This is a genomic window from Pseudomonas ficuserectae, assembly GCF_024584585.1.
In the GTDB taxonomy this organism is placed as follows: Bacteria; Pseudomonadota; Gammaproteobacteria; order Pseudomonadales; family Pseudomonadaceae; genus Aquipseudomonas; species Aquipseudomonas amygdali.
This window is the reverse complement of record NZ_CP085684.1, coordinates 193,025-215,912: the sequence shown is the minus strand read 5'-3', so window position 1 is coordinate 215,912 and position 22,888 is coordinate 193,025. Positions and strand designations below refer to the sequence as shown.

19 protein-coding genes are annotated in these 22,888 nt (G+C 58.9%); 12 read left to right on the top strand and 7 right to left on the bottom strand.

Annotated features, from left to right (window positions below; all coding sequences use genetic code 11):
* Window positions 1-17: 17 nt before the first annotated feature.
* Window positions 18-653, bottom strand: coding sequence for a ribosome biogenesis GTP-binding protein YihA/YsxC (gene yihA, locus LJU29_RS01015; RefSeq protein ID WP_257111539.1), 636 nt, complete (start codon window positions 651-653; stop codon window positions 18-20).
* Between the two features lie 294 nt (window positions 654-947).
* Here yihA and LJU29_RS01010 point away from each other — a divergent pair, with 294 nt between their 5' ends.
* From LJU29_RS01010 to LJU29_RS00995, 4 genes are all read left to right on the top strand, one after another.
* Complete coding sequence (locus LJU29_RS01010) at window positions 948-1,592, top strand: thiol:disulfide interchange protein DsbA/DsbL (protein WP_002555687.1); 645 nt, start codon at window positions 948-950, stop codon at window positions 1,590-1,592.
* Window positions 1,593-1,601: 9 nt separating this feature from the next.
* Window positions 1,602-2,477 carry an endonuclease/exonuclease/phosphatase family protein gene (locus LJU29_RS01005; protein ID WP_002555686.1) on the top strand — a complete coding sequence of 292 codons (876 nt, stop codon included), beginning with the start codon at window positions 1,602-1,604 and terminating at the stop codon, window positions 2,475-2,477.
* Window positions 2,474-4,543: a GGDEF domain-containing protein gene (locus LJU29_RS01000; protein ID WP_257111538.1), complete on the top strand. Its 2,070-nt coding sequence runs from the start codon at window positions 2,474-2,476 to the stop codon at window positions 4,541-4,543. Before LJU29_RS01005 ends, LJU29_RS01000 begins: the two co-directional genes overlap by 4 nt.
* A gap of 95 nt (window positions 4,544-4,638) precedes the next feature.
* Complete coding sequence (locus LJU29_RS00995) at window positions 4,639-5,418, top strand: N-acetylmuramoyl-L-alanine amidase (RefSeq protein ID WP_005757610.1); 780 nt, start codon at window positions 4,639-4,641, stop codon at window positions 5,416-5,418.
* A gap of 68 nt (window positions 5,419-5,486) precedes the next feature.
* Here LJU29_RS00995 and LJU29_RS00990 read toward each other — a convergent pair whose 3' ends face one another.
* Both LJU29_RS00990 and algB read right to left on the bottom strand, forming a co-directional pair.
* The gene (locus LJU29_RS00990) at window positions 5,487-7,274 is read right to left on the bottom strand and encodes a KinB sensor domain-containing domain (protein ID WP_016982505.1); all 1,788 of its coding nucleotides are present in this window, start codon (window positions 7,272-7,274) and stop codon (window positions 5,487-5,489) included.
* A gap of 10 nt (window positions 7,275-7,284) precedes the next feature.
* A complete protein-coding gene (algB, locus tag LJU29_RS00985; RefSeq protein WP_005744816.1) occupies window positions 7,285-8,631 on the bottom strand; it encodes a sigma-54-dependent response regulator transcription factor AlgB in 1,347 nt (448 codons plus the stop codon).
* Window positions 8,632-8,828: 197 nt separating this feature from the next.
* On the opposite strand from algB, the gene LJU29_RS00980 reads away from it, so the two are divergent.
* The 4 genes from LJU29_RS00980 (at window position 8,829) to LJU29_RS00965 (ending at window position 10,876) form a co-directional block, all read left to right on the top strand.
* Window positions 8,829-9,668 (top strand): BON domain-containing protein, encoded by an 840-nt coding sequence (locus tag LJU29_RS00980; RefSeq protein ID WP_054996590.1) that lies wholly within the window; start codon window positions 8,829-8,831, stop codon window positions 9,666-9,668.
* 228 nt (window positions 9,669-9,896) lie between these two features.
* Window positions 9,897-10,184 (top strand): hypothetical protein, encoded by a 288-nt coding sequence (locus LJU29_RS00975; protein WP_002555680.1) that lies wholly within the window; start codon window positions 9,897-9,899, stop codon window positions 10,182-10,184.
* A 57-nt stretch (window positions 10,185-10,241) separates the two neighbouring features.
* Window positions 10,242-10,406, top strand: coding sequence for a DUF1328 domain-containing protein (locus LJU29_RS00970; protein ID WP_002555679.1), 165 nt, complete (start codon window positions 10,242-10,244; stop codon window positions 10,404-10,406).
* A 2-nt stretch (window positions 10,407-10,408) separates the two neighbouring features.
* A complete protein-coding gene (locus LJU29_RS00965; protein ID WP_005744818.1) occupies window positions 10,409-10,876 on the top strand; it encodes an inhibitor of vertebrate lysozyme family protein in 468 nt (155 codons plus the stop codon).
* A gap of 244 nt (window positions 10,877-11,120) precedes the next feature.
* Here the strand turns inward: LJU29_RS00965 and LJU29_RS00960 are convergent, their stop codons facing one another.
* Together LJU29_RS00960 and ompR are read right to left on the bottom strand one after the other, a co-directional pair.
* Window positions 11,121-12,431 carry an ATP-binding protein gene (locus LJU29_RS00960; protein WP_004655259.1) on the bottom strand — a complete coding sequence of 437 codons (1,311 nt, stop codon included), beginning with the start codon at window positions 12,429-12,431 and terminating at the stop codon, window positions 11,121-11,123.
* A 163-nt stretch (window positions 12,432-12,594) separates the two neighbouring features.
* Window positions 12,595-13,335, bottom strand: a complete 741-nt coding sequence (gene ompR / locus LJU29_RS00955; RefSeq protein ID WP_002555676.1) for an osmolarity response regulator transcription factor OmpR — start codon at window positions 13,333-13,335, stop codon at window positions 12,595-12,597.
* A 299-nt stretch (window positions 13,336-13,634) separates the two neighbouring features.
* Between ompR and LJU29_RS00950 the strand changes: the two genes are divergently transcribed.
* The 3 genes from LJU29_RS00950 to gshA all read left to right on the top strand — a co-directional run bounded on the left by LJU29_RS00950 (window position 13,635) and on the right by gshA (window position 18,174).
* Complete coding sequence (locus tag LJU29_RS00950) at window positions 13,635-15,956, top strand: Tex family protein (protein WP_257111537.1); 2,322 nt, start codon at window positions 13,635-13,637, stop codon at window positions 15,954-15,956.
* Complete coding sequence (locus tag LJU29_RS00945) at window positions 15,956-16,339, top strand: PaaI family thioesterase (RefSeq protein ID WP_004655264.1); 384 nt, start codon at window positions 15,956-15,958, stop codon at window positions 16,337-16,339. Before LJU29_RS00950 ends, LJU29_RS00945 begins: the two co-directional genes overlap by 1 nt.
* A gap of 242 nt (window positions 16,340-16,581) precedes the next feature.
* On the top strand, window positions 16,582-18,174 hold the full coding sequence (gene gshA, locus LJU29_RS00940; protein ID WP_044323848.1) for a glutamate--cysteine ligase: 1,593 nt from the start codon (window positions 16,582-16,584) through the stop codon (window positions 18,172-18,174).
* Window positions 18,175-18,280: 106 nt separating this feature from the next.
* On the opposite strand, the gene argA is transcribed toward gshA, so the two are convergent.
* A complete protein-coding gene (gene argA / locus LJU29_RS00935) occupies window positions 18,281-19,579 on the bottom strand; it encodes an amino-acid N-acetyltransferase (protein ID WP_002555672.1) in 1,299 nt (432 codons plus the stop codon).
* Window positions 19,580-19,705: 126 nt separating this feature from the next.
* Window positions 19,706-20,854: an acetylornithine deacetylase gene (gene argE / locus LJU29_RS00930; RefSeq protein WP_054995131.1), complete on the bottom strand. Its 1,149-nt coding sequence runs from the start codon at window positions 20,852-20,854 to the stop codon at window positions 19,706-19,708.
* Between the two features lie 163 nt (window positions 20,855-21,017).
* Between argE and LJU29_RS00925 the strand changes: the two genes are divergently transcribed.
* Window positions 21,018-22,385 (top strand): CYTH domain-containing protein, encoded by a 1,368-nt coding sequence (locus LJU29_RS00925; protein WP_054995142.1) that lies wholly within the window; start codon window positions 21,018-21,020, stop codon window positions 22,383-22,385.
* Window positions 22,386-22,888: the final 503 nt, after the last annotated feature.

Below are 22,888 nucleotides of genomic sequence, written 5' to 3'. Positions count from 1 at the left end.
TCTTTTTTGCCTGCGATTTACTCCGCAGGCGCCTTGTCTTCGAGTTCCATCCAGTCGGCCAGCACGGTGTAAGCCTCTTCCAGCCCCATGCGCTTGGGAGCCGAGAACAGCTGGATGCTCACTGCATCGCCCCAGCCTTTGCGAATTTCGGCCTGAACCTTGAGCAGCGTGTTCTTCGCAGCGCCATAGGTCAGCTTGTCGGCCTTGGTCAGCAGAATGTGCATCGGCATGTTGCTGGCGATGGCCCAGTCCAGCATCAACAGGTCGAAATCGGTCATTGGATGACGGATATCCATCATCAGGATCAGACCCTTCAGGCTTTCGCGGCTGCCCAGATAGGCTTCCAGGTGGCGCTGCCAGTGCAGTTTGAGCGGGATAGGCACTTTGGCGTAGCCGTAGCCCGGCAAGTCGACCAGACGTCGATCTTCATCCAGCCCGAAGAAGTTCAGCAGTTGAGTGCGCCCCGGTGTCTTGGAGGTGCGCGCCAGGCTGGAATGGGTCAGCGTGTTCAGCGCGCTCGATTTGCCTGCATTGGAACGACCGGCAAAAGCGACTTCAAACCCTTCGTCGTCGGGGCATTGGTCGACCTTGGCGGCGCTGAGCATGAACGTGGCCTGTTGGCACAGACCGAGGATGGGGTTTTTGAGTTGCATGTGATTTCCGGTGAAGGCCCTGCCTGCAAAGGGAGCGGCAAGAGGTGTCGGTTTCGTTTGGATGCGTAGGCATATAATGACACACCTGCCCCCCGGCCCACACTGGCACTGTATAGGGCCGCTCTGGCTGGCGGCTGGAACATTCAGACATGACCTGCTTCACTCCTTATGCAAAAAGGCCGTCCGTGGTCGCCCATTTTTACAACCTCAGCGTTACACTAACGAACTCAGGCTTTCGCGTTCGGTCGAAACCACCGTCGCTTGAAGGCGATTCAATCTGCTCAGGAGTAAAGCATGCGTAATCTGATCATCAGCGCCGCTCTGGTTGCCGCCAGTCTGTTCGGTATGTCCGCCCAGGCTGCCACGCCCATCGAGGCAGGCAAGCAATACGTCGAGCTGGCGAGCGCTGTGCCTGTTGCCGAGCCAGGCAAGATCGAAGTCGTCGAGCTGTTCTGGTATGGCTGCCCGCACTGCTACGCGTTCGAGCCAACGATCAATCCGTGGATTGAAAAACTGCCGTCCGACGTCAAGTTCGTACGCATCCCTGCCATGTTCGGCGGCCCGTGGGATGCACACGGCCAGCTGTTCATCACCCTCGACACCATGGGCGTCGAGCACAAGGTTCACGCGGCCGTATTCGAAGCCATCCAGAAAGGCGGCAAGCGTCTGACCGACAAGAATGACATGGCTGACTTCGTCGCCACACAGGGCGTGAACAAGGAAGACTTCCTGAAAACGTTCGACTCTTTCGCAGTCAAGGGCAAGATCGCCCAGTACAAGGAACTGGCCAAGAAGTATGAGGTGACTGGCGTTCCGACCATGATCGTCAATGGCAAGTACCGCTTTGACCTGGGTTCTGCCGGCGGTCCGGAAAAGACCTTGGAAGTTGCCGACCAATTGATTGCCAAAGAGCGAGCGGCTGCTACAGCCGCCAAGTAAGCGCCCGCCATGCGCCGCTGGGGCAAGGGCAGCACCCGTATCGTTGGCCTGCATGATCCGCAGGTCAACGAACATCATCTGACGCAAAACGGCCTGCCGGAAGACGGCAGGCTGCGTTTGCTCAGTTTCAATATCCAGGTGGGTATCAGTACCCAACGCTACCACCACTACCTGACGCGCAGCTGGCAGCATCTGCTGCCACATGGCGGCAGGGCAGGCAACCTGCAGAAAATCGGCGATCTGATCAACGATTTCGATCTGGTGGCGTTGCAGGAAGTCGATGGCGGCAGCATGCGCTCCGGCTTCGTCAATCAGGTCGAGCACCTTGCTCAACTGGGTGGCTTTCCGTACTGGTATCAACAGCTCAATCGTAATCTCGGTCGCCTCGCCCAGCACAGCAATGGTGTGCTGAGTCGCTTGCGCCCGACCAAGATCGAGGATCATCCGCTGCCGGGTCCGGCCGGGCGCGGGGCAATTCTTGTCCGCTTCGGCGAAGGCGAAGATGCGCTTGTGGTGGTCATGATGCACCTGGCTCTGGGCACTCGTACCAGAACCCGACAACTGGCTTACATTCGCGACCTGATCGGCGGTTATCGCCATCAGGTGCTGATGGGCGACATGAATACCCACGCCAATGACCTGCTGGAGCACTCGCCGCTACGCGATCTGGGCCTTTTGGCACCGCAAATCGAAGCGACCTTTCCAAGCTGGCGACCACAACGCTGCCTTGACCACATTCTGCTCAGCCCGACCCTCACGCTTGAACGCGTACAGGTACTGGCGCAGCCCATTTCCGATCACCTGCCGGTTGCTGTCGAGATTCGCCTGCCAGACTCACTGCGTGGGGACTCACTGCCTGTGCCCTCCGGTGGAAGCCTTGCATGAGCGACGACGCGGAGCGTTGGAAAGAGAAGTACCTCAAGGGAATCGAGCAACAGGATAAGCTTGAAAAGCGCTGGGATGCGCGGCTCGACTTGCTGCGCCGCGGTCTGGTGCGCAGCAGCCTGGCAGCAGAAGGCTCTGACCGCGCCGTCGATGAATGCATGAAGGAAATGCGCGAAATTGTCCGCAAGGACGATATGGACGCCGGTCTGGCAGCCTTGATTCCGCGCCTCGAAAAAGCCGTACTGGACTCCGAGCATCGCCGTGAAGTACGGGTCGGGCAAATTGGCTCGGCACTGACCGCACTGGTTGCACAACTGCAAGCGCTACCGTTGCCACGAGAGGTACGCAAGCCACTCAAGCGCTTTGCCAAGGACCTTGAAGAACGTGCATCGCAGGCGCGCGAGCTGCCTTTGCTGCTCAGCGAGTTGAGTGGTTTGCAGGGCCAGGCCCTGACCCTGCTCGAAAAGCACGAAGAGGGCCCACGCCAAGGGCTTCTGCAGCGTTTGTTCGGTTCGCGGGACGAACATGGCAATGAGCGCCCTCCCGAGGCTGCCCACCCCGAAAACGCCCCTTCTGCTCAGGAAACGCATGAGACGCATGAGACGCATGTGGAGCCTGAGTCCGAGAGCGCTCAAGCGCCGATAGACGTTACCGCAGCGGAAGTAGAAGCTGCCATTGCCCCCGACATCGTCAACCAGAAGACAAAGGACGCACACACACTGCCGCCACAGGTTTCAGAAGCCGAAACCGCTACCGTTACGGCACCTGAAACACCTGTGCCATCGCCAGCCGCAGCAGCCCTTGCTCCAGCCCTGGCCGAAACAGTCACCGAACCTGCGGTTATCCCTGTCGAGCCTATCGATTTCACTGACCTGCTGGGCCCCGTTCCTTCAGTTCCCTACCAGCAACGGCCTGTGCCAATCATCCAGGCATTGGAAGAACCGCAAGAAGATGCCGAATCAGAAACCGAGACGGTGGAAGGCGAAGAGGGTTATTCGCTGCCCTCCTCGCCAGAACCCAGCTACAGCTCGGTGGCGGCACACATTGAGGAAACCCTGCTGGGCCTGCTCGATGACCTGACCTTGTCGGAGCACTTCCGCCCGCAGGTCGAGGACATGCAGTTACGCTTGAAACATGGACTCAACTGGTACGAACTGCTACCGATCCTCGACGATCTGGCAGTTCTGATGCTGGCAATCAACAACGGCGGCCAACAGGAATTCAGCACCTACCTCAAACAACTCAACGAGCGGCTCGAATCGTTTCAGAGCCATTTGCAGGCTGCCAGTGAAGATCATGCCGAGGATCAGTCCACAGCCCGCGACCTGAACGAGCAGTTGCGCGAACAGGTAGGCGGCCTGCAAATCAGCGTTCAGGACGCTTCCGACCTGACCAGTCTCAAGCAGGTGCTCGACAACCGCTTTGAAGGCTTGCTCAGCACCATGGACCACTACCAGCTCAAGCGTGACGCACGCGAGCGGGAAGTTGCCTCGCGGCTGCAAGGCCTTTCGGCCCGCGTTGCGAGCATGGAGCAGGAAGCGCTGGGTTTCAGGACTCACCTGGAAGAACAGCGCCAAAAGGCTTTGATCGACCCGCTCACCGGCCTGCCCAATCGCGCAGCCTGGGGCGAGCGCCTCGAACAGGAGATGAGCAAGTGGCAACACGAGAAAAACAGCCTGCTGGTGTGCATTCTGGACCTGGACTACTTCAAGCGCATCAATGACGGATATGGCCACCTGGCAGGCGATAAAGTGCTGAAGATCGTCGCCAACGTTTTCAGGAAACGCCTGCGCAGCGACGATTTCCTCGCCCGGTTTGGCGGTGAGGAATTTGTCATGCTGTTGCCTGCTACACCTCCCGGCACCGGTCTGACACAGCTCGACGAACTGCGCACGGCGGTGGAGTCATGTCCGTTTCACTTCAAGGGCGAACGCGTGACGATTACCGTGTCCATTGGAGTGACGGCTTTTCGAACTGCTGAACGCAGTGACACTGCGATCAAGCGCGCCGATCAGGCGCTGTACAAGGCCAAGGAAAATGGCCGAAACAGGGTCGAACAAGGCTGACTGAAACATTTTGACCTGAACGAGCACGTCAATGCCGAAGCTATTTGCACGCATGTTGTTATGATATTGCATTTCCCGCTGACGCTGCCGATCCCATGAAACTGTATTTCTCTGCCTTTCTGCTGCTCATCCTCACTGCCTGCGCCAGCGGCCCCAGGCTGGACACCAGCCATCCATCGGTGAATTTCGATGGCCGGGTTCAGTACGTGGTCATGCATTACACCTCGACCTCGATGGAAAAATCCCTCCAGCTTCTGACCCATGGAGAGGTCAGCAGCCACTATCTGATTGGCGATGACAGCAAGGCCACTATCTACAAGCTGGTCGATGAAAGCGCCCGCGCCTGGCATGCTGGCGAAAGCGAATGGGAAGGCCGTACCTGGCTTAATTCCAGCTCGATCGGCATCGAGATCGTCAACCCCGGCTTCAAGGACACACCGGCAGGCCGGTTGTGGTATCCCTACACCGAAGCACAGATCCAGTCGATCACAGTACTGCTCAAAGACATTGTCAAACGCAACAAAATCGATCCAAAACACATCATCGGCCACAGCGACATAGCGCCGACGCGCAAACAGGACCCTGGCCCGCTGTTCCCCTGGAAGCGCCTTGCTGCCGAAGGGCTCGGCATCTGGCCTGACGAACGTCTCGTTGCCCAGCATCAGGCATTGCTGGCAACCAACCTGCCAAGTATTAGCTGGTTCCAGCAACAACTGGCACGTCTGGGTTACAGCACCCCGCAGACCGGAGAGCTCGACACCGCCACGCGTCAGGTGCTGGCGGCATTCCAGATGCACTACCGCCCCGCGCGCTTCGACGGCGAACCCGATGCACAGAGCGCAGCCATCCTGCAGGTGCTTAACCGCGTCAATTAATCAGGGCACAACCTGATATTTGATGCTCTTATGAAGGGCATACAGGCAGCGCTTTCAAGGCCGTGCCGTCAAAGCGGCAACGCCATATAGAACTGCGTGCCCTGCCCCGGCCTTGAGTAGACCCCCATGCGCCCGCCGTGCAGCTGGACGATCTCCTTGCACAGCGCCAGCCCGAGTCCGGCACCGCCTTTTTTGCGACCGACCTGCACGAAGGGTTCGAAGATTCGTCCCTGCTGCCCGTAGGCAATGCCCTCACCGTTGTCTTCAACGCTGATGATCGCCCGCTCGCCATGACGCCTGGCCTGCAGGCGAATCAGACCGTTCTGTGGCGTGTGCCGCAGCGCATTGTCCAGCAGGTTGTCCAGCACCCGCTCCAGCTGGGACTGATCGGCATGCAGGCGCGGCATGGGTTCCTGCATATCCAGCATCAGTACGATGTCCTGTTCAAGGGCCTTGTCCTCGAATCGCGCTCTGGCTTCTTCGAGCAAGGTTTCGATGGAGCACGGTGCCAGTTTGAGTTTCTGCAGACCGTTCTGGTAACGCGAGAAATTCAGCAGGTCATTGATGAGCTGCATAAGGCGCTGCATTTCTTCGGTGACCGTATTGAGCAGATCGGCCTCACGGGTTTCGGGGGCGAAATGCAGGCGCTCCTGGAGAAGACCGAATGCCATGTGCATACCCGTGACAGGCGTACGCAGCTCATGCGACGCGCGCAGGACGAACTCACTGCGCACCCTCTCGAAAGCACGCTGTTCGGTGACGTCATGCAGCACCATCACCGCGCCCAGGATATGCCCTTTGGTATGACTGACCGGCGTCATGCTGTAGGTCAGCAGGCGCGATTCACCGTCGATTTCGATGGCCAGGTCTTCCGGAGCACGCTCCAGCGTCCCGCCACGCAGTACCAGATGCAATTGCTCATCCAGCTCAGGTCGGCCCAACGCATCTCCAAGGCTCTGCCCGAGGCGACTCTCGTCCCAGCCGAGCTGACGCTGAGCCACAGGGTTCAAGTGCTCCAGATGCCCTTGGCGGTCAATCATCAGCAGGCCATCGTCGATACTGTCGAGAACCGCTTGCAGACGCTGCTGGCCAGCCAGTAATTCATCAATATTGGTCGCCTGATGCTGACGCAGGGCTTCGGCCATGATGCCGAATCGCCGGGTCAACAGGTTCATCTCGGCGGCCGACGAAATGGGCAGCGTGACTTCGTAGTCCCCTTCTCCGATGCGATCGGCAGCCTTGGCCAGCGCCTCGATCGGCGCACCGAAACGCCGGGCGATACCGTGCGCAGTCACAAAGCCGATACATAGCACCGCCAGCCCGACCAGCCCCAGCAAGCCCGCGATCCATAGTGCACGATCACGGGAGTTGATTTCGGCACTGCTGATGTTCTCCAGCGCCTTGCGATGTACAGCCAGCAGGCCATTACGCAGGTTGTCGAAGCTGTCACTCAGCTGCGGTACGCCGCGTATGCCTCGCGCATCGTTGCCGTATTGCTTCCAGGTATCGATGAATTGCCGGTAATCGCCCTTGGTCTTTTCGAAACCATTGCGTACGTTTTGCTGGGTATCCTGTACCGAGCCCTCCTCCAGCAGCTCTTCAAACTGACTCTGGATTCTTTCCAGCTCAGCCTGATCGCGGTTGGCACCCGTCATCAACACCAGTTGATCGCCCAGGTTCTGGCGCAGCTTCAAACCCAGATCCAGAATGGCGAAGTTATGCTGGATCAGTGATTCCTGAGTCCGGGCCATTTGCATGACGCTGACGAGCCCCAGCAGCAGTCCGAGCAAAGCAACGGTGATCAGTGCCGAGATACTCAGAAAGAGGCGGGTGCGCAGTTTCATGGCCAGCTTCATTTGAGGCCTTTCACAGGTTGTACTGTTTACGTTTGCGGTAAAGCGTCGACGCATCGATACCCAGCGTCTTGGCGGCCTGGTCAAGTGTTTCGCTGGTCGCCAGCACGGCTCCGATGTGTGCTTTTTCAAGCTCGTCCAGGCTCAAGGCGGCGCCGACACGCGGCGCATTGTTCGCCGGTTGCTCGGCCATACCCAAGTGGCTGATCTCCACACGCTCCTGCGGACAAATGATGCTGGCACGCTCGATGACGTTGCGCAGTTCACGAATGTTGCCAGGCCAGCGGTAGTTGAGCAGCGCTGCACGGGCCTCTTCACTGAACCCTCGAGCCGGGCGAGCGTACTCCTTGACGAAGCGCGCCAGAAACCGGTCCGCCAGGGTCAGGATGTCTTCGCTGCGCTCACGCAGGGCTGGCAGATGCAGAGTGATCACGTTCAGACGGTACAGCAAATCCTCACGGAAGCGCCCGCTGCGCACCATGTCTTCCAGATTCAGGTTGGTGGCGGCCAGGATACGTACATCGGCACGTCGGGTAACCGGGTCACCCACACGCTCGTATTCCTTGTCCTGAATGAAGCGCAGCAGCTTGGGTTGCAGCGTCAGCGGGAAATCGCCGATCTCGTCGAGGAACAGTGTGCCGCCGTCCGCCTGATTCACACGGCCCAGCGTGCTCTCACTGGCACCCGTGAAGGCCCCGCGACTGTGGCCGAACAGTTCGCTTTCCATCAGTTCTGCGGTGAGCGATGGGCAGTTGATCGTGACGCAGGACTTCTTTGCCCGCTTGCTCCAGCCGTGAATCGCCCGTGCCAGCTCGCCTTTACCGGTCCCCGATTCACCCAGAATCAGGATGTTGGCATCGGTCACGGCAACCTGGCGGGCAGTTTCCAGAATGGCCATCATCGAAGGACTGTGGGAATCCAGTCCGTCTTTGGGCTTGCGAACCTCGCCTTCCAGTGCCTCAAGGCGAGCAGACAGTTGGCGCACTTCAAGCTGTTTGGCGGTAGCAAGACGCAGCTGATCGGGGCTGCACGGCTTTACCAGATAGTCGGCTGCGCCCGCCTGAATGGCATCAACAGCCGTATCGACCGCAGAGTGTGCAGTCACGATGACCACACGCATCCACGGTGCCTGAATACGCATCTGCGCCAGTACATCCAGGCCGTTATCTTCACCCAGACGCAAATCGAGAAAGCACAGGTCGAAAACCTGGCGCTGCATGAGCGTGTCAGCCTGGGCTGCGCTGTTGGCAGTGGCGACACTGTAACCTTCGTCTTCCAGACAGTACCGGAAAGTGCGGAGGATGGCGGACTCATCGTCCACAAGCAGAATACGGCCCTGATTCTCAGTGGCTGCTTCCATTTTTCCTACGCTCCTTAATGAATTGTCTCAGTTAGTCTCGGAATCATCGGGCAAGTTGCATGGTCAATTCTGATTGATTCTTCGGCATGCATGGTAGCTTTCTGAACGCCCAATGGCGAACAGCCTGATTAATCCGCGTTTATGTCGTTAAAGCCGTCCACTCGGAGACGAAATCCCATCTCAAAAGGAACGCTCATATGTTTTCACTGAAAAAGATTGCTCTGATCACCGCCGCCGCTGCGCTGCTTGGCAGCGGCCCGGTACTCGCCCAACCTGATTTGCCCACCCAACTCGCCGAGGCGCGTCAGGAAGGTTCGATCTGGACAGCTTTCGCGCTGAACAAACATCTGAGCCCGTTCAAGATCGATGTAAACGTCGACCAGGGCACTGCGACTCTGAAGGGCAAGGTTGAAAACGAGGTTGATCGTGAGCTGGCCGAACGCATTGCGCTGGATACCAAAGGCATCGAAAAGGTCGACAACCAGCTGGAGGTAGACCCTGCCGTTGCCAGCGAGCCTGGTACGCGAACCAACATGGCCCAGCGTTTCGAAGATGCCACGCTGGTCGCGACGGTGAAATCCAAATTGTTGTGGAGCAGCGTGACTGAAGCGCTGACCATCGATGTTGATAGCAAAGATGGCGTGATCACCCTCAAAGGCCGCGCGCAAAGCCCTGAGGCCAAAGAGCTGGCGGGCAGCCTGGCAAGCAATACTGACGGGGTGATCAGCGTCAACAACCTGATCAGCCTGAGCGCAGCCGACTCGATCGCTGCCAAGACCCAGCCCCAGACATTGACCCCAACCGAGGAAATGAGCGACGCCTGGATTACCAGCAAGGTGAAGGCGAGCCTGATTTACAGCCGGACGCTGGACGGACTCAACATCAAAGTGGATACCAAAGCCGGTGTGGTAAGCCTGAACGGCGTGGTTGCCAACTTTGCAGAGAAGGAACTGGCTGTGGAAATCGCGCGCAACATTCGTGGCGTCAAGGGAGTGAATGGCGACGCTCTGAAGGTCATGGCGCGTAGCGCAGGCTGATCGCCCAGGCGCACAACGCTGAACGCTTCGTGCAGAACGCACGATTACAAAGGTGTAATCGTGCAGCTTGCTGGTAGGACGTCTCTGCAAAACTCATCAAGCCATTGATTTTAAAGTATTTAAATTACACCAACAAACTGGCATGCAGTCTGCAATAACCCATTCAACAAGGTCGATATACAACGACCCATCAGATTGAATGCCCACTCAGGCCAGGGGAGTTTGCAGATGAACAGCCAGCGTATTGCACAATTGCGTATCTCCCCCCTGCACATTCAGCAAGGTCTTTTTCTACTCCTTGCACTGCTTGTCACTCTGATCGCCATTCAGCAGTTCCAGCGTTGGAATCAAGCCAACGAAGCAACTCAAGCCAGACAGCAATTCATCCAGACCAGCAGCATTTCTTATCGCGGCGTAAGCGCCCCAGCGGTCAAGGATGCGTCTTCGAGCCTTCGTCCTGTCGATGGCCTGGTGTCTGTAGATGAAGTCGCACCGCAGCAAAAATGGGTTTTCTGACCCGACCTGAAAAATCGCAGTATTCACATTAAAACGGCACCAAAAAGGAGTTTCACCATGTTGAGTTGGGCAATCACGTTTCTGATCATCGCCATTGTCGCTGCAGTACTGGGCTTCGGTGGTATCGCGGGCACGGCTACCGGTATCGCCAAGATCCTGTTCGTCGTCTTCCTGGTGATGTTCGTTGTGTCGTTCTTCTTCGGTCGTCGCGGTCGAGGCTGATAATGCACACGTCATTTCGCACACTGGCCGCCGCCCTGTTGATGGGCGGCAGCGCCATGGTCATGGCAGCCAATGATGGACAGTCTCGGGTCAACGAGCTTTTAAGCTCCGCTCCCGAGTACCGCACAACCTGGGCGAAGGTCGTCAAGAAGGAAGAGCGGTTGCCGGATTGGGTGATTAACCTGTCCGGGGCTTCCGAGCAGCAGATGACAGCGGCCACCGAAGACGGTGACAAGTATCTTGTCGGGCCGCTTTGCGAAACTGCCGATACGTGCAAAAGCAAACGCCTGATCGTGGCTTTCAGCCTCGACATGGAAGATGCTTACGCCATGTTGGTTGAAGTACCTGCGGGCTTGCCTGCAGATAAATCACCAACTCGTCACGCGACTTACCGCTACCTGGGTAAGCCTGACGAGGGCATGCAAAAGCTCTTGAATGAAGAGCTGCGCAAAGACCCGAACTGGTATTGATTCAGAAGAAGGTATCGGCTTCAGAAGCCGATACCTCTCTTGTTTGTGCGGCCTGAGGAAGGTGCGCGCATGACCAAGGGGCCGGGATGCGTTGATCGAATGGATCGGCGTGACCTAGGGGTACAGGGAGTACCTCCGCCAAGGGCCGGGTCAGGCAAGCTGCCGTGCAAGTCCTCAAGAATGCGTCGACCTGTCGAACATCCTCCATGACCCGCACGGCGCTTTATGACCTTTACTATTCTTTCTAGATAGCATCCCTCGGCAGCATCAGCCCTAAAGGCAAACGTACTCGCGCCTCCAGGCCTCCCCCCGAACGATTTCTCAACTCGACGTTGCCGCCGTGCATGGCAGCGATGCGCTTGACGATAGCCAGCCCCAGGCCGGTCCCCTTGCCACTGCGGGCGCGATCACCGCGAATGAACGGGTTGAAGATGGTATCAAGCTCGGACGGATCGATGCCTGCGCCCCTGTCCAGTACGCTCAACACTACGTACGGCGCATTTCTGTCACCGGATACATAGGCAGCCACTTCGATACCGTTACCGGCATGATGCCTGGCGTTGCCGATAAGGTTGGTCAGCAGACGCTTCATCGATACGCGCCTTAGCGGGAAGGGCGGGATCGGTTCCAGACACAGACGGATGCTGTCTTCATCGTTATTGAAGGGTGCAACCACGTCGCGCACCAGATGCCCCAGATCGACTTCTTCAATCTCTTCGTCACGCCCATCGCGAATGAACGCCAGGAACTGGTCAAGAATGGCATCCATGTCCTCGATATCCCGCACCATGCCTTCGGAGAACTCATTGTCGTTCATCAGCTCCAGAGACAGGCGCAGACGCGTCAGTGGTGTACGCAAGTCATGGGAGACGCCAGCCAGCATCAGTTCGCGCTCCTGCCCTGCCTGCTCGACGTCTTCGGCCATCTGATTGAAGGCCCGATAGACTTCGGTCATCTCACTGGGTGTGTCACTGACCGGCAAGCGTACGCTGCGCCCCTGCCCCAGCTGTCGAGCCGCAAAGACCAGACGCTTGAGCGGCTGATTCAATTGACGCACAAAAATCCAAGCCGACGCTGTGGAGAGCAACCCGATGGCCAGGAACCAGCCCAGCACACTCCAGATTTTCTGGCCGCGTAACGGGTGCGGATAAAGCGGTACTTTCAGCCAGCCATCCCCAAGGCTCGGCGCCCTGACCCAGAGCGCGGGCGGTGCGTGCACACGCAGACGCACTTCCGTATCGGCACCCAGCTCGGCCTGCATCTGCCGCTGGTAGATCTCACTGTATGGCCAGTGCTGCTCACCTTCCGGCACGCCACCGCCCACGACTCGAATCAGACCGGCCGCTTCGGCAATCGCCTCACGATCATTTTCATCGGCTGCCCAATACGCGCGCAGCGTCAGCGCAACGCCGTGGCTGTATTGCCTGTCGACCAGCACGTCTTCGTTCATCAGCAGATAAACCAGCGTCAGGGCCTTGGAAAACAGCACGACGATGAGCACCAGCCAGAGCGTGCGAGAGAAAAAGCTTTGCGGAAACCAGAGCGGAGTCTTCATAACTGCAGCCATACACTTTGCAAGGCGAGCGAGGCTCGCAGGTTTGCCGAACGCGGGCCGGACCCGATGGACGAACGCAAAAAACCAGTACGCCGATAACCTTGAAAGAGATTATCGACGTAACTGGCGGGAATGACGGACTTCTGTGCTGACAACCGGGTTATCAGCGATTACCGGCACCATCCGGAACGAATACATAGCCTACGCCCCAGACGGTCTGGATATAGCGGGGCTTGGAAGGATCCGGCTCGATCAGGCGACGCAGACGGGAGATCTGTACGTCGATGGATCGCTCCAGCGCATCCCACTCCCGGCCGCGGGCCAGGTTCATCAGTTTGTCACGGGTCAGCGGCTCGCGAGCGTGCATGACCAGAGCCTTGAGTACCGCGAATTCACCCGTGGTCAGCATGTGCACCACGTCGCCACGCTTGAGTTCGCGGGTTGCCAGGGACAGCTCGTAGTCGCCGAAACTGACCGACTCGTCTTCACTGCCGGGCGCGCCGGGTACAGGCGCAGCCTGACGACGCAGAACAGCCTTGACCCGCGCCATCAACTCGTCCGGGTTGAACGGCTTGGCCAGGTAATCGTCAGCACCCAGTTCGAGCCCCTTGATGCGGCTCAGCTCATCGCCCTTGGCGGTCAGCATGATGATCGGCACCTGATTGTTCGCGGCTCGCAGACGACGGCAGGCTGAAAGGCCGTCTTCTCCGGGCAGCATCAAGTCCAGCACCACAAGGTTGAACACCTCGCGGGCCAATAGTCGGTCCATTTGCTCCACGTTTGCCACGGCCCGGGCCCGGTAGCCCTTGCTGGTGAAAAAACGCTCCAGGAGACTGCTCAGCCCCGGATCGTCATCGACAATAAGGATTTTTTCGCCTTCAGCATTTTGTGCGGTGCTGCTCATCGGATGCTCCTCTGATCTCGGGGCGCATTATGGCGTAGCTGCGGTGATGCGCACCTTGTGCATTGTTAGCAGATTTTACTGAAGGCGGCACTTGTGCAGGCTTTTTCGCCGAAAAAAGACCACATTTGTCGGCCGATCCCCTAATCCGCCTTCGCCGGGTATAATGCGCCGCCCTCAAAGTCAGGCAACGCTGGCCTTGTGGCGGTTCGCCAGCGTTGAAAATAAATGCTGGCGGACGATATTCAGGCAAGGCAATTCGTACATAGCCCAGTTTTTTGCTCACAACTCCAGGTGGTTTTATGGACAGCATCAACAGCCGCATCGCCGAAGAACTCGGCGTACGCCCACAACAGGTCGCAGCGGCCGTAGCACTACTGGATGAAGGCTCGACCGTGCCCTTCATTTCCCGCTACCGCAAGGAAGTGACCGGCAGTCTTGATGACACGCAATTGCGCCATCTGGAAGAACGCCTGCGCTATCTGCGTGAGCTGGATGACCGGCGTGTCAGCATTCTTGCCAGCATTGAAGAGCAAGGCAAGCTGACCCCGGAGCTGGCTCGCGACATCAAGCTGGCCGACACCAAGACCCGCCTTGAAGATTTGTACCTGCCTTATAAGCAGAAACGTCGCACCAAGGGCCAGATCGCCCTTGAAGCCGGTCTGGGCGAGCTGGCTGACGGCCTGTTCAACGACCCGAGCCTTGCTCCTGAAACCGAAGCATCCCGTTTTGTCGACGCCGAGAAAGGCGTGGCCGATGTCAAGGGTGCGCTGGAAGGCGCCAAGTACATCCTGATGGAGCGCTTCGCCGAAGACGCATCGTTGCTCGACAAGTTGCGCAGCTTCCTCAAACAGGAAGCAGTGATCAGCGCACGCGTGGTGCCGGGCAAGGAAGAGGAAGGTGCCAAGTTCCGCGATTATTTCGAACACGACGAGCCGCTCAAGAGCATGCCTTCGCACCGTGCACTGGCGATTTTCCGCGGCCGCAACGAAGGTTTTCTCAGCTCCGCACTGAAAGTCGGTGAAGAACTGCCGGGTGCCATGCACCCTTGCGAACTGATGATCGGTGAACGCTTCGGCATCCAGAACCAGAACCGCCCCGCAGACAAATGGCTGGCAGAGGTGGTGCGCTGGACCTGGAAGGTCAAGTTGTACAGCCACCTGGAAACCGACCTGCTGGGCGAGCTGCGCGACGGCGCGGAGACCGAAGCCATCAACGTTTTCGCCCATAACCTGCACGACCTGCTGCTCGCCGCCCCGGCTGGCCAGCGCGCCACACTGGGTCTGGACCCGGGCCTGCGCACCGGCTGCAAGGTCGCTGTGGTGGACGCAACCGGCAAGCTGCTCGACTACGCGACCGTTTACCCGCATGTGCCGAAGAACCAGTGGGATCAGACCATTGCTGTGCTGGCTGCCCTGTGCGCCAAGCACTCGGTCGACCTGATCGCTATCGGCAACGGCACCGCCAGCCGCGAAACCGACAAGCTGGCCGCCGACCTGATCAAAAAATACCCAGGTCTGAAAATGACCAAGGTCATGGTTTCCGAAGCAGGCGCATCGGTTTATTCCGCGTCGGAACTGGCCGCCAAGGAATTCCCGGACCTCGACGTATCGATCCGTGGCGCGGTTTCCATCGCCCGTCGCTTGCAGGACCCGCTCGCCGAGCTGGTGAAAATCGATCCCAAGTCCATCGGTGTCGGTCAGTATCAGCATGACGTCTCGCAGCTCAAACTGGCGCGCGGCCTGGACGCGGTGGTTGAAGACTGCGTGAACGCTGTTGGCGTGGACGTGAACACTGCTTCGGTGGCGTTGCTGGCGCGGATTTCCGGCCTTAACACCACACTGGCGCAGAACATCGTTGCGCATCGCGATGAAAACGGCGCGTTCAAGACGCGTGCAGCGCTGAAGAAAGTCAGCCGTCTGGGCGAAAAGACCTTTGAACAGGCCGCAGGCTTCCTGCGCGTGATGACCGGTGACAACCCGCTGGACTCTTCTGCCGTTCACCCGGAAGCCTATCCACTGGTGCAGCGTATTGCGGCAGAAACCGACCGCGATATTCGCTCGTTGATTGGCGATGCGAGCTTTCTCAAACGCCTGGACCCGAAGAAATTCACCGACGAGACCTTTGGTCTGCCGACCGTGACCGACATTCTGCAGGAACTCGAAAAACCGGGTCGCGACCCGCGTCCGGAGTTCAAGACGGCAGAGTTTCAGGACGGTGTCGAAGAACTCAAGGACCTGCAACCGGGCATGATTCTCGAAGGCGTGGTCACCAACGTCACCAATTTCGGTGCGTTCGTCGATATCGGCGTGCATCAGGACGGTCTGGTGCACATCTCGGCATTGTCCGAGAAGTTCATCAAGGACCCGCGTGAGGCGGTCAAGGCCGGTGATGTAGTGAAAGTGAAGGTCATGGAAGTCGACATTCCGCGCAAACGCGTCGGCCTGTCGATGCGCATGAGTGACACGCCTGGCGAGAAGGTCGACGGCGCACGTGGTGCACGCCCAGGCTCCTCGCCTCGCCAGCAGAACAGCGCTCCACGCAAGGAAACCACGGCACCCGCGCCCATCAACAACGCAATGGCTTCGCTGTTCGCCAATGCCAAGCAGTTGAAGAAGCGCTGATGGATATTCCTGAAGATCTGACCCAAAGTGCCTACTTCAAGATGCTTGGCTGCGAACTGCGGCGTCTGGACGAGGGCGTGGCGGAGGTTGCGTTGCCGCTGGAGGCGCATCTGCGCAATCGCGGCAACGTGATGCACGGCGGGGCAATCTTCAGTCTGGTCGATATCGCCATGGGGCTGGCCTGCTCCAGCTCCCACGGTTTCGACCAGCGCAGTGTCACCATCGAGTGCAAGATCAACTATGTGCGCGGCGTCTCCGATGGCGAAGTGTTATGCATCGCCAAGGTGCTGCACGCGGGCCGCAGGACGCTGGTCGTCGAGGCGGAAGTCGTTCAGGGCGATAAACTCGTCGCCAAAGCCCAGGGCACATTCGCAGTCATCTAGACTGCAATAAAGGCTGATGAAAGCAATCACTGTGAACAGAACCTAGCCGTATCGACATCATTTAGGTTAATTTCGGCACCATTAGCGTGGTGCCGAGTCCATTTGGGTGGTACGACATAGAGCAGTGATTGTGAACAGGCGCTACAGACCAACCAGGCGACTACGCCAGTTCCTTTCTTCACCCTTGTAGACCGTCAAGTCCACCCCCATATCGGGGCGACCGATGCGTGAAGGATTACACCTTGAGCGAACTTTTAAACCGTCGTCTTGCATTGCTCGGCGAGCGCAACAACCTCTCTCTGCTGGAGCAGTGCCTGCACGGTATCGAGCGCGAGTGCCTGCGCGTTACCGCAACCGCAGAACTGGCACAGACGCCTCACCCGCAAGCTCTGGGTGCTGCACTGACCAACGGTCAGGTCACGACCGACTATTCCGAATCGCTGCTGGAGTTCATCACGCCTGCGCTGAAGAACCCGGCCGAGACCATCGATAGCCTGGACAAGATCCATCGCTTCGCCTACAGCAAGCTGGGCGACGAGTTGCTCTGGAGCCCGTCGATGCCATGCCCGCTGCCCGATGAAGAGCACATACCGATTGCCTATTACGGCACGTCGAACATCGGCAAGCTCAAATACGTGTACCGCAAGGGCCTGGCGCTGCGTTACGGCAAGACCATGCAGTGCATCGCTGGCATTCATTACAATTTCTCGTTGCCGGAGGACGCCTGGGCGCTGCTCAAGCAGACCGAAGACTTCGCTGGCGACGCGCGCGACTACCAGTCGCATTCCTACATCGCGCTGATCCGCAACTTCCGCCGCTACAGCTGGCTGCTGATGTACCTGTTCGGTGCTTCACCAGCGCTGGATGCAGGCTTCCTGCGCGGCCGCAAACATCAGTTGGAACAACATTTCGACGCCGACACCCTGTATCTGCCGTACGCCACCAGCCTGCGTATGAGCGATCTGGGCTATCAAAGCGACGCCCAGGCCGACCTGACCCCTTGCTACAACGACTTGGTCAGCTACACCGACAGCCTGCGCAAGGCCGTGGCCACGCCTTATAAGCCTTACGTCGATGTCGGCACTCATGACCAGAACGGCGAGTGGGTTCAGCTGAACACCAACGTGTTGCAGATCGAGAACGAGTACTACTCCAACATTCGCCCCAAGCGTGTGACCTATAGCGGCGAGCGCCCTATTCAGGCGCTTGTGGCCCGTGGTGTGCAGTACGTTGAAGTGCGCTGCCTGGACATCAACCCGTTCCTGCCTACCGGCATCAGCCTGGAGCAATCACGCTTCATCGATGCGTTCGTGCTGTACTGCGCGCTTGAGGAAAGCCAGCAACTGGCAAGCCATGAGTGTTCCAATGCAAGCTCGAACTTCCTGGCAGTGGTCAAGGAAGGTCGCCGTCCGGGCCTGAGCCTGCAGCGCAACAACAGCCCTGTTGATCTCAAGACCTGGGCAACCGAGCTGCTGGAAAAAATCACACCGATTGCCCGACTGCTGGATCAGGCCCAGGGCATCGATGAGCATATCAAGTCGATTGCCGTGCAACAGGCAAAGATCGACGATGCGTCGCTTACACCTTCCGCCCAGGTGCTGGCCAGCATGAAAGCGCATAACGAGGGCTTTACCGCTTTCTCTTTGCGCCAGAGTCAGGCACACGCCGAATACTTCCGCACTCACCCGCTGAGCGCTCAGGAACAGGCAGACTTCGAAGCCCAGGCCAAAACCTCGATCGAAGAACAGGCCGAGCTGGAAGCGACCGAGGAAGTGGTGGATTTCGACACATTCGTGGGGTCGTATCAGGCGAGCATTCTGTCGATCAGCAATTGATACGCGCAATTACTGTGGGAGTGAGCAAGCTCACTCCCACAAAATACTTATCGTGCGACGCTCCGCGTCGCATGCCGTTCTGGATGCTCTGCGTCCACCCCCAGGCTTAAATCGCCTTTTCGAAGATCTTCGAATTACGCTGGTAGTTGTACAGCGACGCGCGGGCGCTTGGCAGGCGGTCGACGCTGCTGGGCTCGAAGCCACGCTCACGGAACCAGTGCGCGGTACGGGTGGTAAGGACGAACAGGGTCTTGATACCCAGCGCTCTGGCGCGGTTTTCAATACGCTCCAGCAACTCGTCCCCGCGCCCACCGTGGCGATATTCCGGATTGACGGCCAGACATGCCAGTTCGCCTGACTCCGAGTCCGCAATCGGGTACAGCGCCGCGCAGGCAATGATCAGCCCTTCCCGCTCGACCACGCTGAACTGAGTGATCTCGCGCTCCAGCACTTCGCGGGAACGACGTACCAGAATGCCCTGCTCTTCCAGCGGCGTGATCAGGTCCATCAAGCCGCCGACATCCTCAATGGCCGCTTCGCGCACCAGCTCGAACTGCTCCTGCGCAACCAGCGTACCGCCACCGTCGCGGGTGAACAGCTCGGTCAGCAGTGCGCCATTCTCGGCATAGCTGACGATATGGCTGCGCGCCACACCACCGCGGCAGGCCTCGGCCGCTGCATCGAGCAATTCGGCCTGATAGTTGGCACCCAGACGCTGCAAGTGCGCAGGTACCTGTTGCGGACGCAGCTCGCGCACCAGTCGGCCCTGCTCGTCCAGCAACCCGGTTTCGGCACCGAACAGCAGCAGTTTGTCGGCAGCCAGATCAATGGCCGCACGCGTGGCGACGTCTTCACAGGCCAGATTGAAAATCTCGCCGGTCGGTGAGTAACCCAGCGGCGACAGCAGCACGATATGACGCTCATCCAGCAGGCGATTGATGCCCTTGCGGTCAACCCGACGCACTTCGCCGGTGTGCTGATAATCGACACCTTCCAGCACGCCGATAGGCCGCGCAGTTACCACGTTGCCACTGGTCACCCGCAGCCGCGAGCCCTGCATCGGTGAAGCAGCCATGTCCATCGACAGGCGCGCCTCGATCGAGATGCGTAGCTGACCCACAGCATCGATCACGCACTCCAGCGTCTCGGTATCGGTGATGCGCATGTCGCGATGGTAACGCGGCGTAATGCCGCGCTGGGCCAGGCGGCTTTCGATCTGTGGACGCGAGCCGTGCACCAGCACCAGACGCACGCCCAGGCTGTGCAGCAGCACCAGGTCGTGGACGATATTGCCGAAGTTAGGGTGCGCAACGCCGTCGCCGGGCAGCATGACGACGAAGGTGCAATCACGGTGAGCATTGATGTACGGAGACGCGTGGCGAAGCCAGTTGACGTATTCGGGCATGACAACAAGAGCCTGTAGAGAAAATGGACGAAGAGAAAAAGCACGCACAACGGTGTGGTGGTTATCGTCGGAACAGGCTTGGCAACACGCGCAATCTCCTTTTATTCAACGTTGGTAGTACCGGGCTCACTGGGGAGTCAGGCAGTAATGTTCGATCAATTGACGTAACAGACGCACTGTAGGGTCCAGACGTGACATTTCGAGGTATTCCCCCGGCTGATGCGCGCAGGCGATATCGCCCGGGCCGAGCACCAGCGTTTCACAGCCAAGGCGCTGAAGATAAGGCGCTTCGGTGCCGAATGCTACTGCTGCAGCCGTATGACCGGTCAGTCGTTCAGCAACGCGCACAAGCTCAGCGTCAGCAGCCTGCTCGAAGGGCGCACACTCGGGGAACAGCGGAGCATAGTCGATCTTTACCTGGTGCAGCTCGGCCAGCGGCTCAAGCTTGTGGCGAATGGCTGCCCGCAGCACCTCAGGGTCCATACCCGGCAATGGGCGCAGGTCAAATTCCAGCGAGCACTGGCCACAAATCCGGTTCGGGTTGTCGCCACCATGAATGCAGCCCAGATTCAGGGTCGGTTGCGGCACAGTGAACTGCGGGTTGCGGTATTGCGCCTGCCATTGCGCACGCAGGCCCTTGAGTTCGCTGATCGCGTCGTGCATGGCCTCCAGCGCGCTGTGGCCAAGGCTGGGGTCTGAAGAATGGCCGCTACGCCCGAGGATGTGGATGCGTTCCATCATTACGCCTTTGTGCAGGCGAATCGGCTTGAGCCCGGTCGGCTCTCCGATAACTGCTGCGCGGCCCAGCGGACGTCCGGCCTCTGCCAGTGCGCGAGCCCCGGCCATCGAGCTTTCTTCATCGCAGGTGGCGAGGATCAGCAGCGGCTGTTTGAACGGTTGATCAATAAGCCCACGCACCGCCTCGATGATCAGCGCAAAGAAGCCCTTCATGTCGCAGCTGCCCAGCCCGACCCAGCGGCCATCGACTTCGGTGAGCTTCAACGGGTCGGTTTTCCACAGCGCCTCGTCGAAAGGTACGGTGTCGCTGTGGCCCGCCAGCACCAGGCCGCCCGGGCCTGTGCCATAAGTTGCCAGCAGATTGAACTTGCCGGGGGAAACCTGCTGGATGTCGCAGGCAAAATCCAGCTCCCCGAGCCATCCGGCGAGCAGATCAATGACAGGCCGGTTGGTCTGGTCCAGAGAAGGCTGCGTGCAGCTCACCGATGGCGCAGCGATCAAGGCGGCGAACTGGTCTTTCATGGACGGCAACGGCATGGGCGCTTCCTGTAATCAAGACGAAACACGGCCCATCATAGGGCCATAGCAACCCAGGAATAAACCGTTTCGGGCCATGTCCTGTACACTGACGGCCTTAGCAGCCGTTCAGTCATGGGCTGCGCTCCCGTTTATCAGTATCAGCGTTTGGATTCCCCCGGCCATGCAAAAAGAAACAGAAATCAAACTCCGCGTCAGCCGCGAGACCCTCGCTGCACTGCGCGAACACCCGTTGCTCAAGAAGCGCAACAAGAGTGGCTGGGAGCGCCTTGAACTGTCGAACCAGTATTTCGATACCCCAGAGGGCGAGCTGGCACAGGCCAAAGTCGCCCTGCGCATCCGTCGCGATGGCGATCAGATCATCCAGACCATGAAGACGCGCGGGCAAAGTGTTGCCGGCCTGTCCGAGCGCAATGAATACAACTGGGACCTGAGCAAAGCCAAGCTCGACCTGAAAAAGCTCGAAGGCGATTGCTGGCCCGAGCAACTGGCCGGGCTGGACAAGAAAACCATCAAGCCGTTGTTCACCACCGATTTCATCCGTGAAAAGGCCGAAATTGCCTGGGGTCGTGGCAAGACCAAAGTGGTGATCGAAGCCGCGCTGGACCTGGGCCAGGTGGTTGCAGGCAAGCAAAAGGAAGAAATCTGCGAGCTGGAGCTTGAGCTGCGCGAAGGAGAACCTGCCGCGCTGCTGGAACTGGCCGCCGAGCTGGCTGCAACGCTGCCGTTGATGCCGTGCGATATCAGCAAGGCAGAGCGCGGTTATCGCCTGCTTGATGCCAGCAGCTACTCGCTGAGCCTGCCAGCACCCGCACTGAATGCAGAAACGCCGCTGGACGACGCTTATTCCGCGCTGGCCTGGCACCTGCTGGGCAGCAGCCAGCGTCTGGCCGAGCAATACCGTTTCAACGGTCACTGGCGTCTGTTGCAGGACTGGGTCGAGATGCTCGCCGAGTTGCGTGCCCTGACCAGCAGCCTTGGCCAGGCCGCCCCACGGGCCTCGACCGCGCAACTGCGTACCTCGCTGGACGCCTTGCTGGAAGACTGGCGCCCGCTGGTTCAGGCCGGGCAGGAAGATGCGGATGTACGCGGTGCCGCCCACGAGCAGTTTCTGGAAGAGTTGCAGGACACCCGCTGGGGCGAGTTCTCGCTGAGCACTTCGCGTTGGTTGCTGGCGCGCAGCTGGACCACAGAGCGCAACACCCGTGGCAATCGTCAGGGCGCTGCGCTGTTGAGCAGCTGGCTGCCACGCCTGCTGGGTGAAGAAGCGACGTCGCTGCAACTGAGCCGCTATCAGCAGCAACCGGAAGACCTGGCCGAACAACTACCGCGCATCGAGCGCATCCAGGCCTGGCTGCACTGGGCACGCGGCGCACTGGACCTGCCGGAGCTGGACCGCCTGTACGGCGAACTACGCAAGCTAGAAGAGCTGGCCAATCTGGATATCAGCGATGAAGTCCTTGATGCACGCGTGCAACAGGCAATCACCGTATTCCAGAGCCGCGCGTGGAAAACCCTATTGCGTTTGTAACGGCTGGATTTCGTGGCGTTGATTATCGTCCCCACGCTCCGCGTCCGATCTTGAACATGTGGTGCGGCGCAAATTTGTGACGCAGAGCGTCACGAACTGCATGCCAACGCGGAGCATTGGCACGATAGTCATCTTGATACGTCAGTTAACTATCGTTCCACGCTCCAGCGTGGGAATGCCGTTCTGGACGCTCCGCGTCCGATCTTGAGTATTCGGTGCGGCGCAAATTTGTGACGCAGAGCTTCACGAACTGCATGCCAACGCGGAGCATTGGCACGATAGTCATCTTGATACGTCAGTTAACTATCGTTCCACGCTCCAGCGTAGGAATGCCGTTCTGGACGCTCTGCGTCCGATCTTGAGCATGCGGTGCGGCGCAAACTTGTGACGAAGAGCGTCACGAACTGCATGCCAACGCGGAGCATTGGCACGATAGTCATCTTGATGCGTAGGTTAACTATCGTTCCCACGCTCCGCGTGGAGACGCCGTTCTGGACGCTCCG

Excerpts from the sequence above, each read along its gene's own strand:
- yihA (WP_257111539.1), bottom strand. The coding sequence starts at position 653 with ATGCAACTCAAAAACCCCATCCTCGGTCTGTGCCAACAGGCCACGTTC.
- LJU29_RS01010 (WP_002555687.1), top strand. The coding sequence starts at position 948 with ATGCGTAATCTGATCATCAGCGCCGCTCTGGTTGCCGCCAGTCTGTTC.
- LJU29_RS01005 (WP_002555686.1), top strand. The coding sequence starts at position 1,602 with ATGCGCCGCTGGGGCAAGGGCAGCACCCGTATCGTTGGCCTGCATGAT.
- LJU29_RS01000 (WP_257111538.1), top strand. The coding sequence starts at position 2,474 with ATGAGCGACGACGCGGAGCGTTGGAAAGAGAAGTACCTCAAGGGAATC.
- LJU29_RS00995 (WP_005757610.1), top strand. The coding sequence starts at position 4,639 with ATGAAACTGTATTTCTCTGCCTTTCTGCTGCTCATCCTCACTGCCTGC.
- LJU29_RS00990 (WP_016982505.1), bottom strand. The coding sequence starts at position 7,274 with ATGAAGCTGGCCATGAAACTGCGCACCCGCCTCTTTCTGAGTATCTCG.
- algB (WP_005744816.1), bottom strand. The coding sequence starts at position 8,631 with ATGGAAGCAGCCACTGAGAATCAGGGCCGTATTCTGCTTGTGGACGAT.
- LJU29_RS00980 (WP_054996590.1), top strand. The coding sequence starts at position 8,829 with ATGTTTTCACTGAAAAAGATTGCTCTGATCACCGCCGCCGCTGCGCTG.
- LJU29_RS00975 (WP_002555680.1), top strand. The coding sequence starts at position 9,897 with ATGAACAGCCAGCGTATTGCACAATTGCGTATCTCCCCCCTGCACATT.
- LJU29_RS00970 (WP_002555679.1), top strand. The coding sequence starts at position 10,242 with ATGTTGAGTTGGGCAATCACGTTTCTGATCATCGCCATTGTCGCTGCA.
- LJU29_RS00965 (WP_005744818.1), top strand. The coding sequence starts at position 10,409 with ATGCACACGTCATTTCGCACACTGGCCGCCGCCCTGTTGATGGGCGGC.
- LJU29_RS00960 (WP_004655259.1), bottom strand. The coding sequence starts at position 12,431 with ATGAAGACTCCGCTCTGGTTTCCGCAAAGCTTTTTCTCTCGCACGCTC.
- ompR (WP_002555676.1), bottom strand. The coding sequence starts at position 13,335 with ATGAGCAGCACCGCACAAAATGCTGAAGGCGAAAAAATCCTTATTGTC.
- LJU29_RS00950 (WP_257111537.1), top strand. The coding sequence starts at position 13,635 with ATGGACAGCATCAACAGCCGCATCGCCGAAGAACTCGGCGTACGCCCA.
- LJU29_RS00945 (WP_004655264.1), top strand. The coding sequence starts at position 15,956 with ATGGATATTCCTGAAGATCTGACCCAAAGTGCCTACTTCAAGATGCTT.
- argA (WP_002555672.1), bottom strand. The coding sequence starts at position 19,579 with ATGCCCGAATACGTCAACTGGCTTCGCCACGCGTCTCCGTACATCAAT.
- argE (WP_054995131.1), bottom strand. The coding sequence starts at position 20,854 with ATGCCGTTGCCGTCCATGAAAGACCAGTTCGCCGCCTTGATCGCTGCG.
- LJU29_RS00925 (WP_054995142.1), top strand. The coding sequence starts at position 21,018 with ATGCAAAAAGAAACAGAAATCAAACTCCGCGTCAGCCGCGAGACCCTC.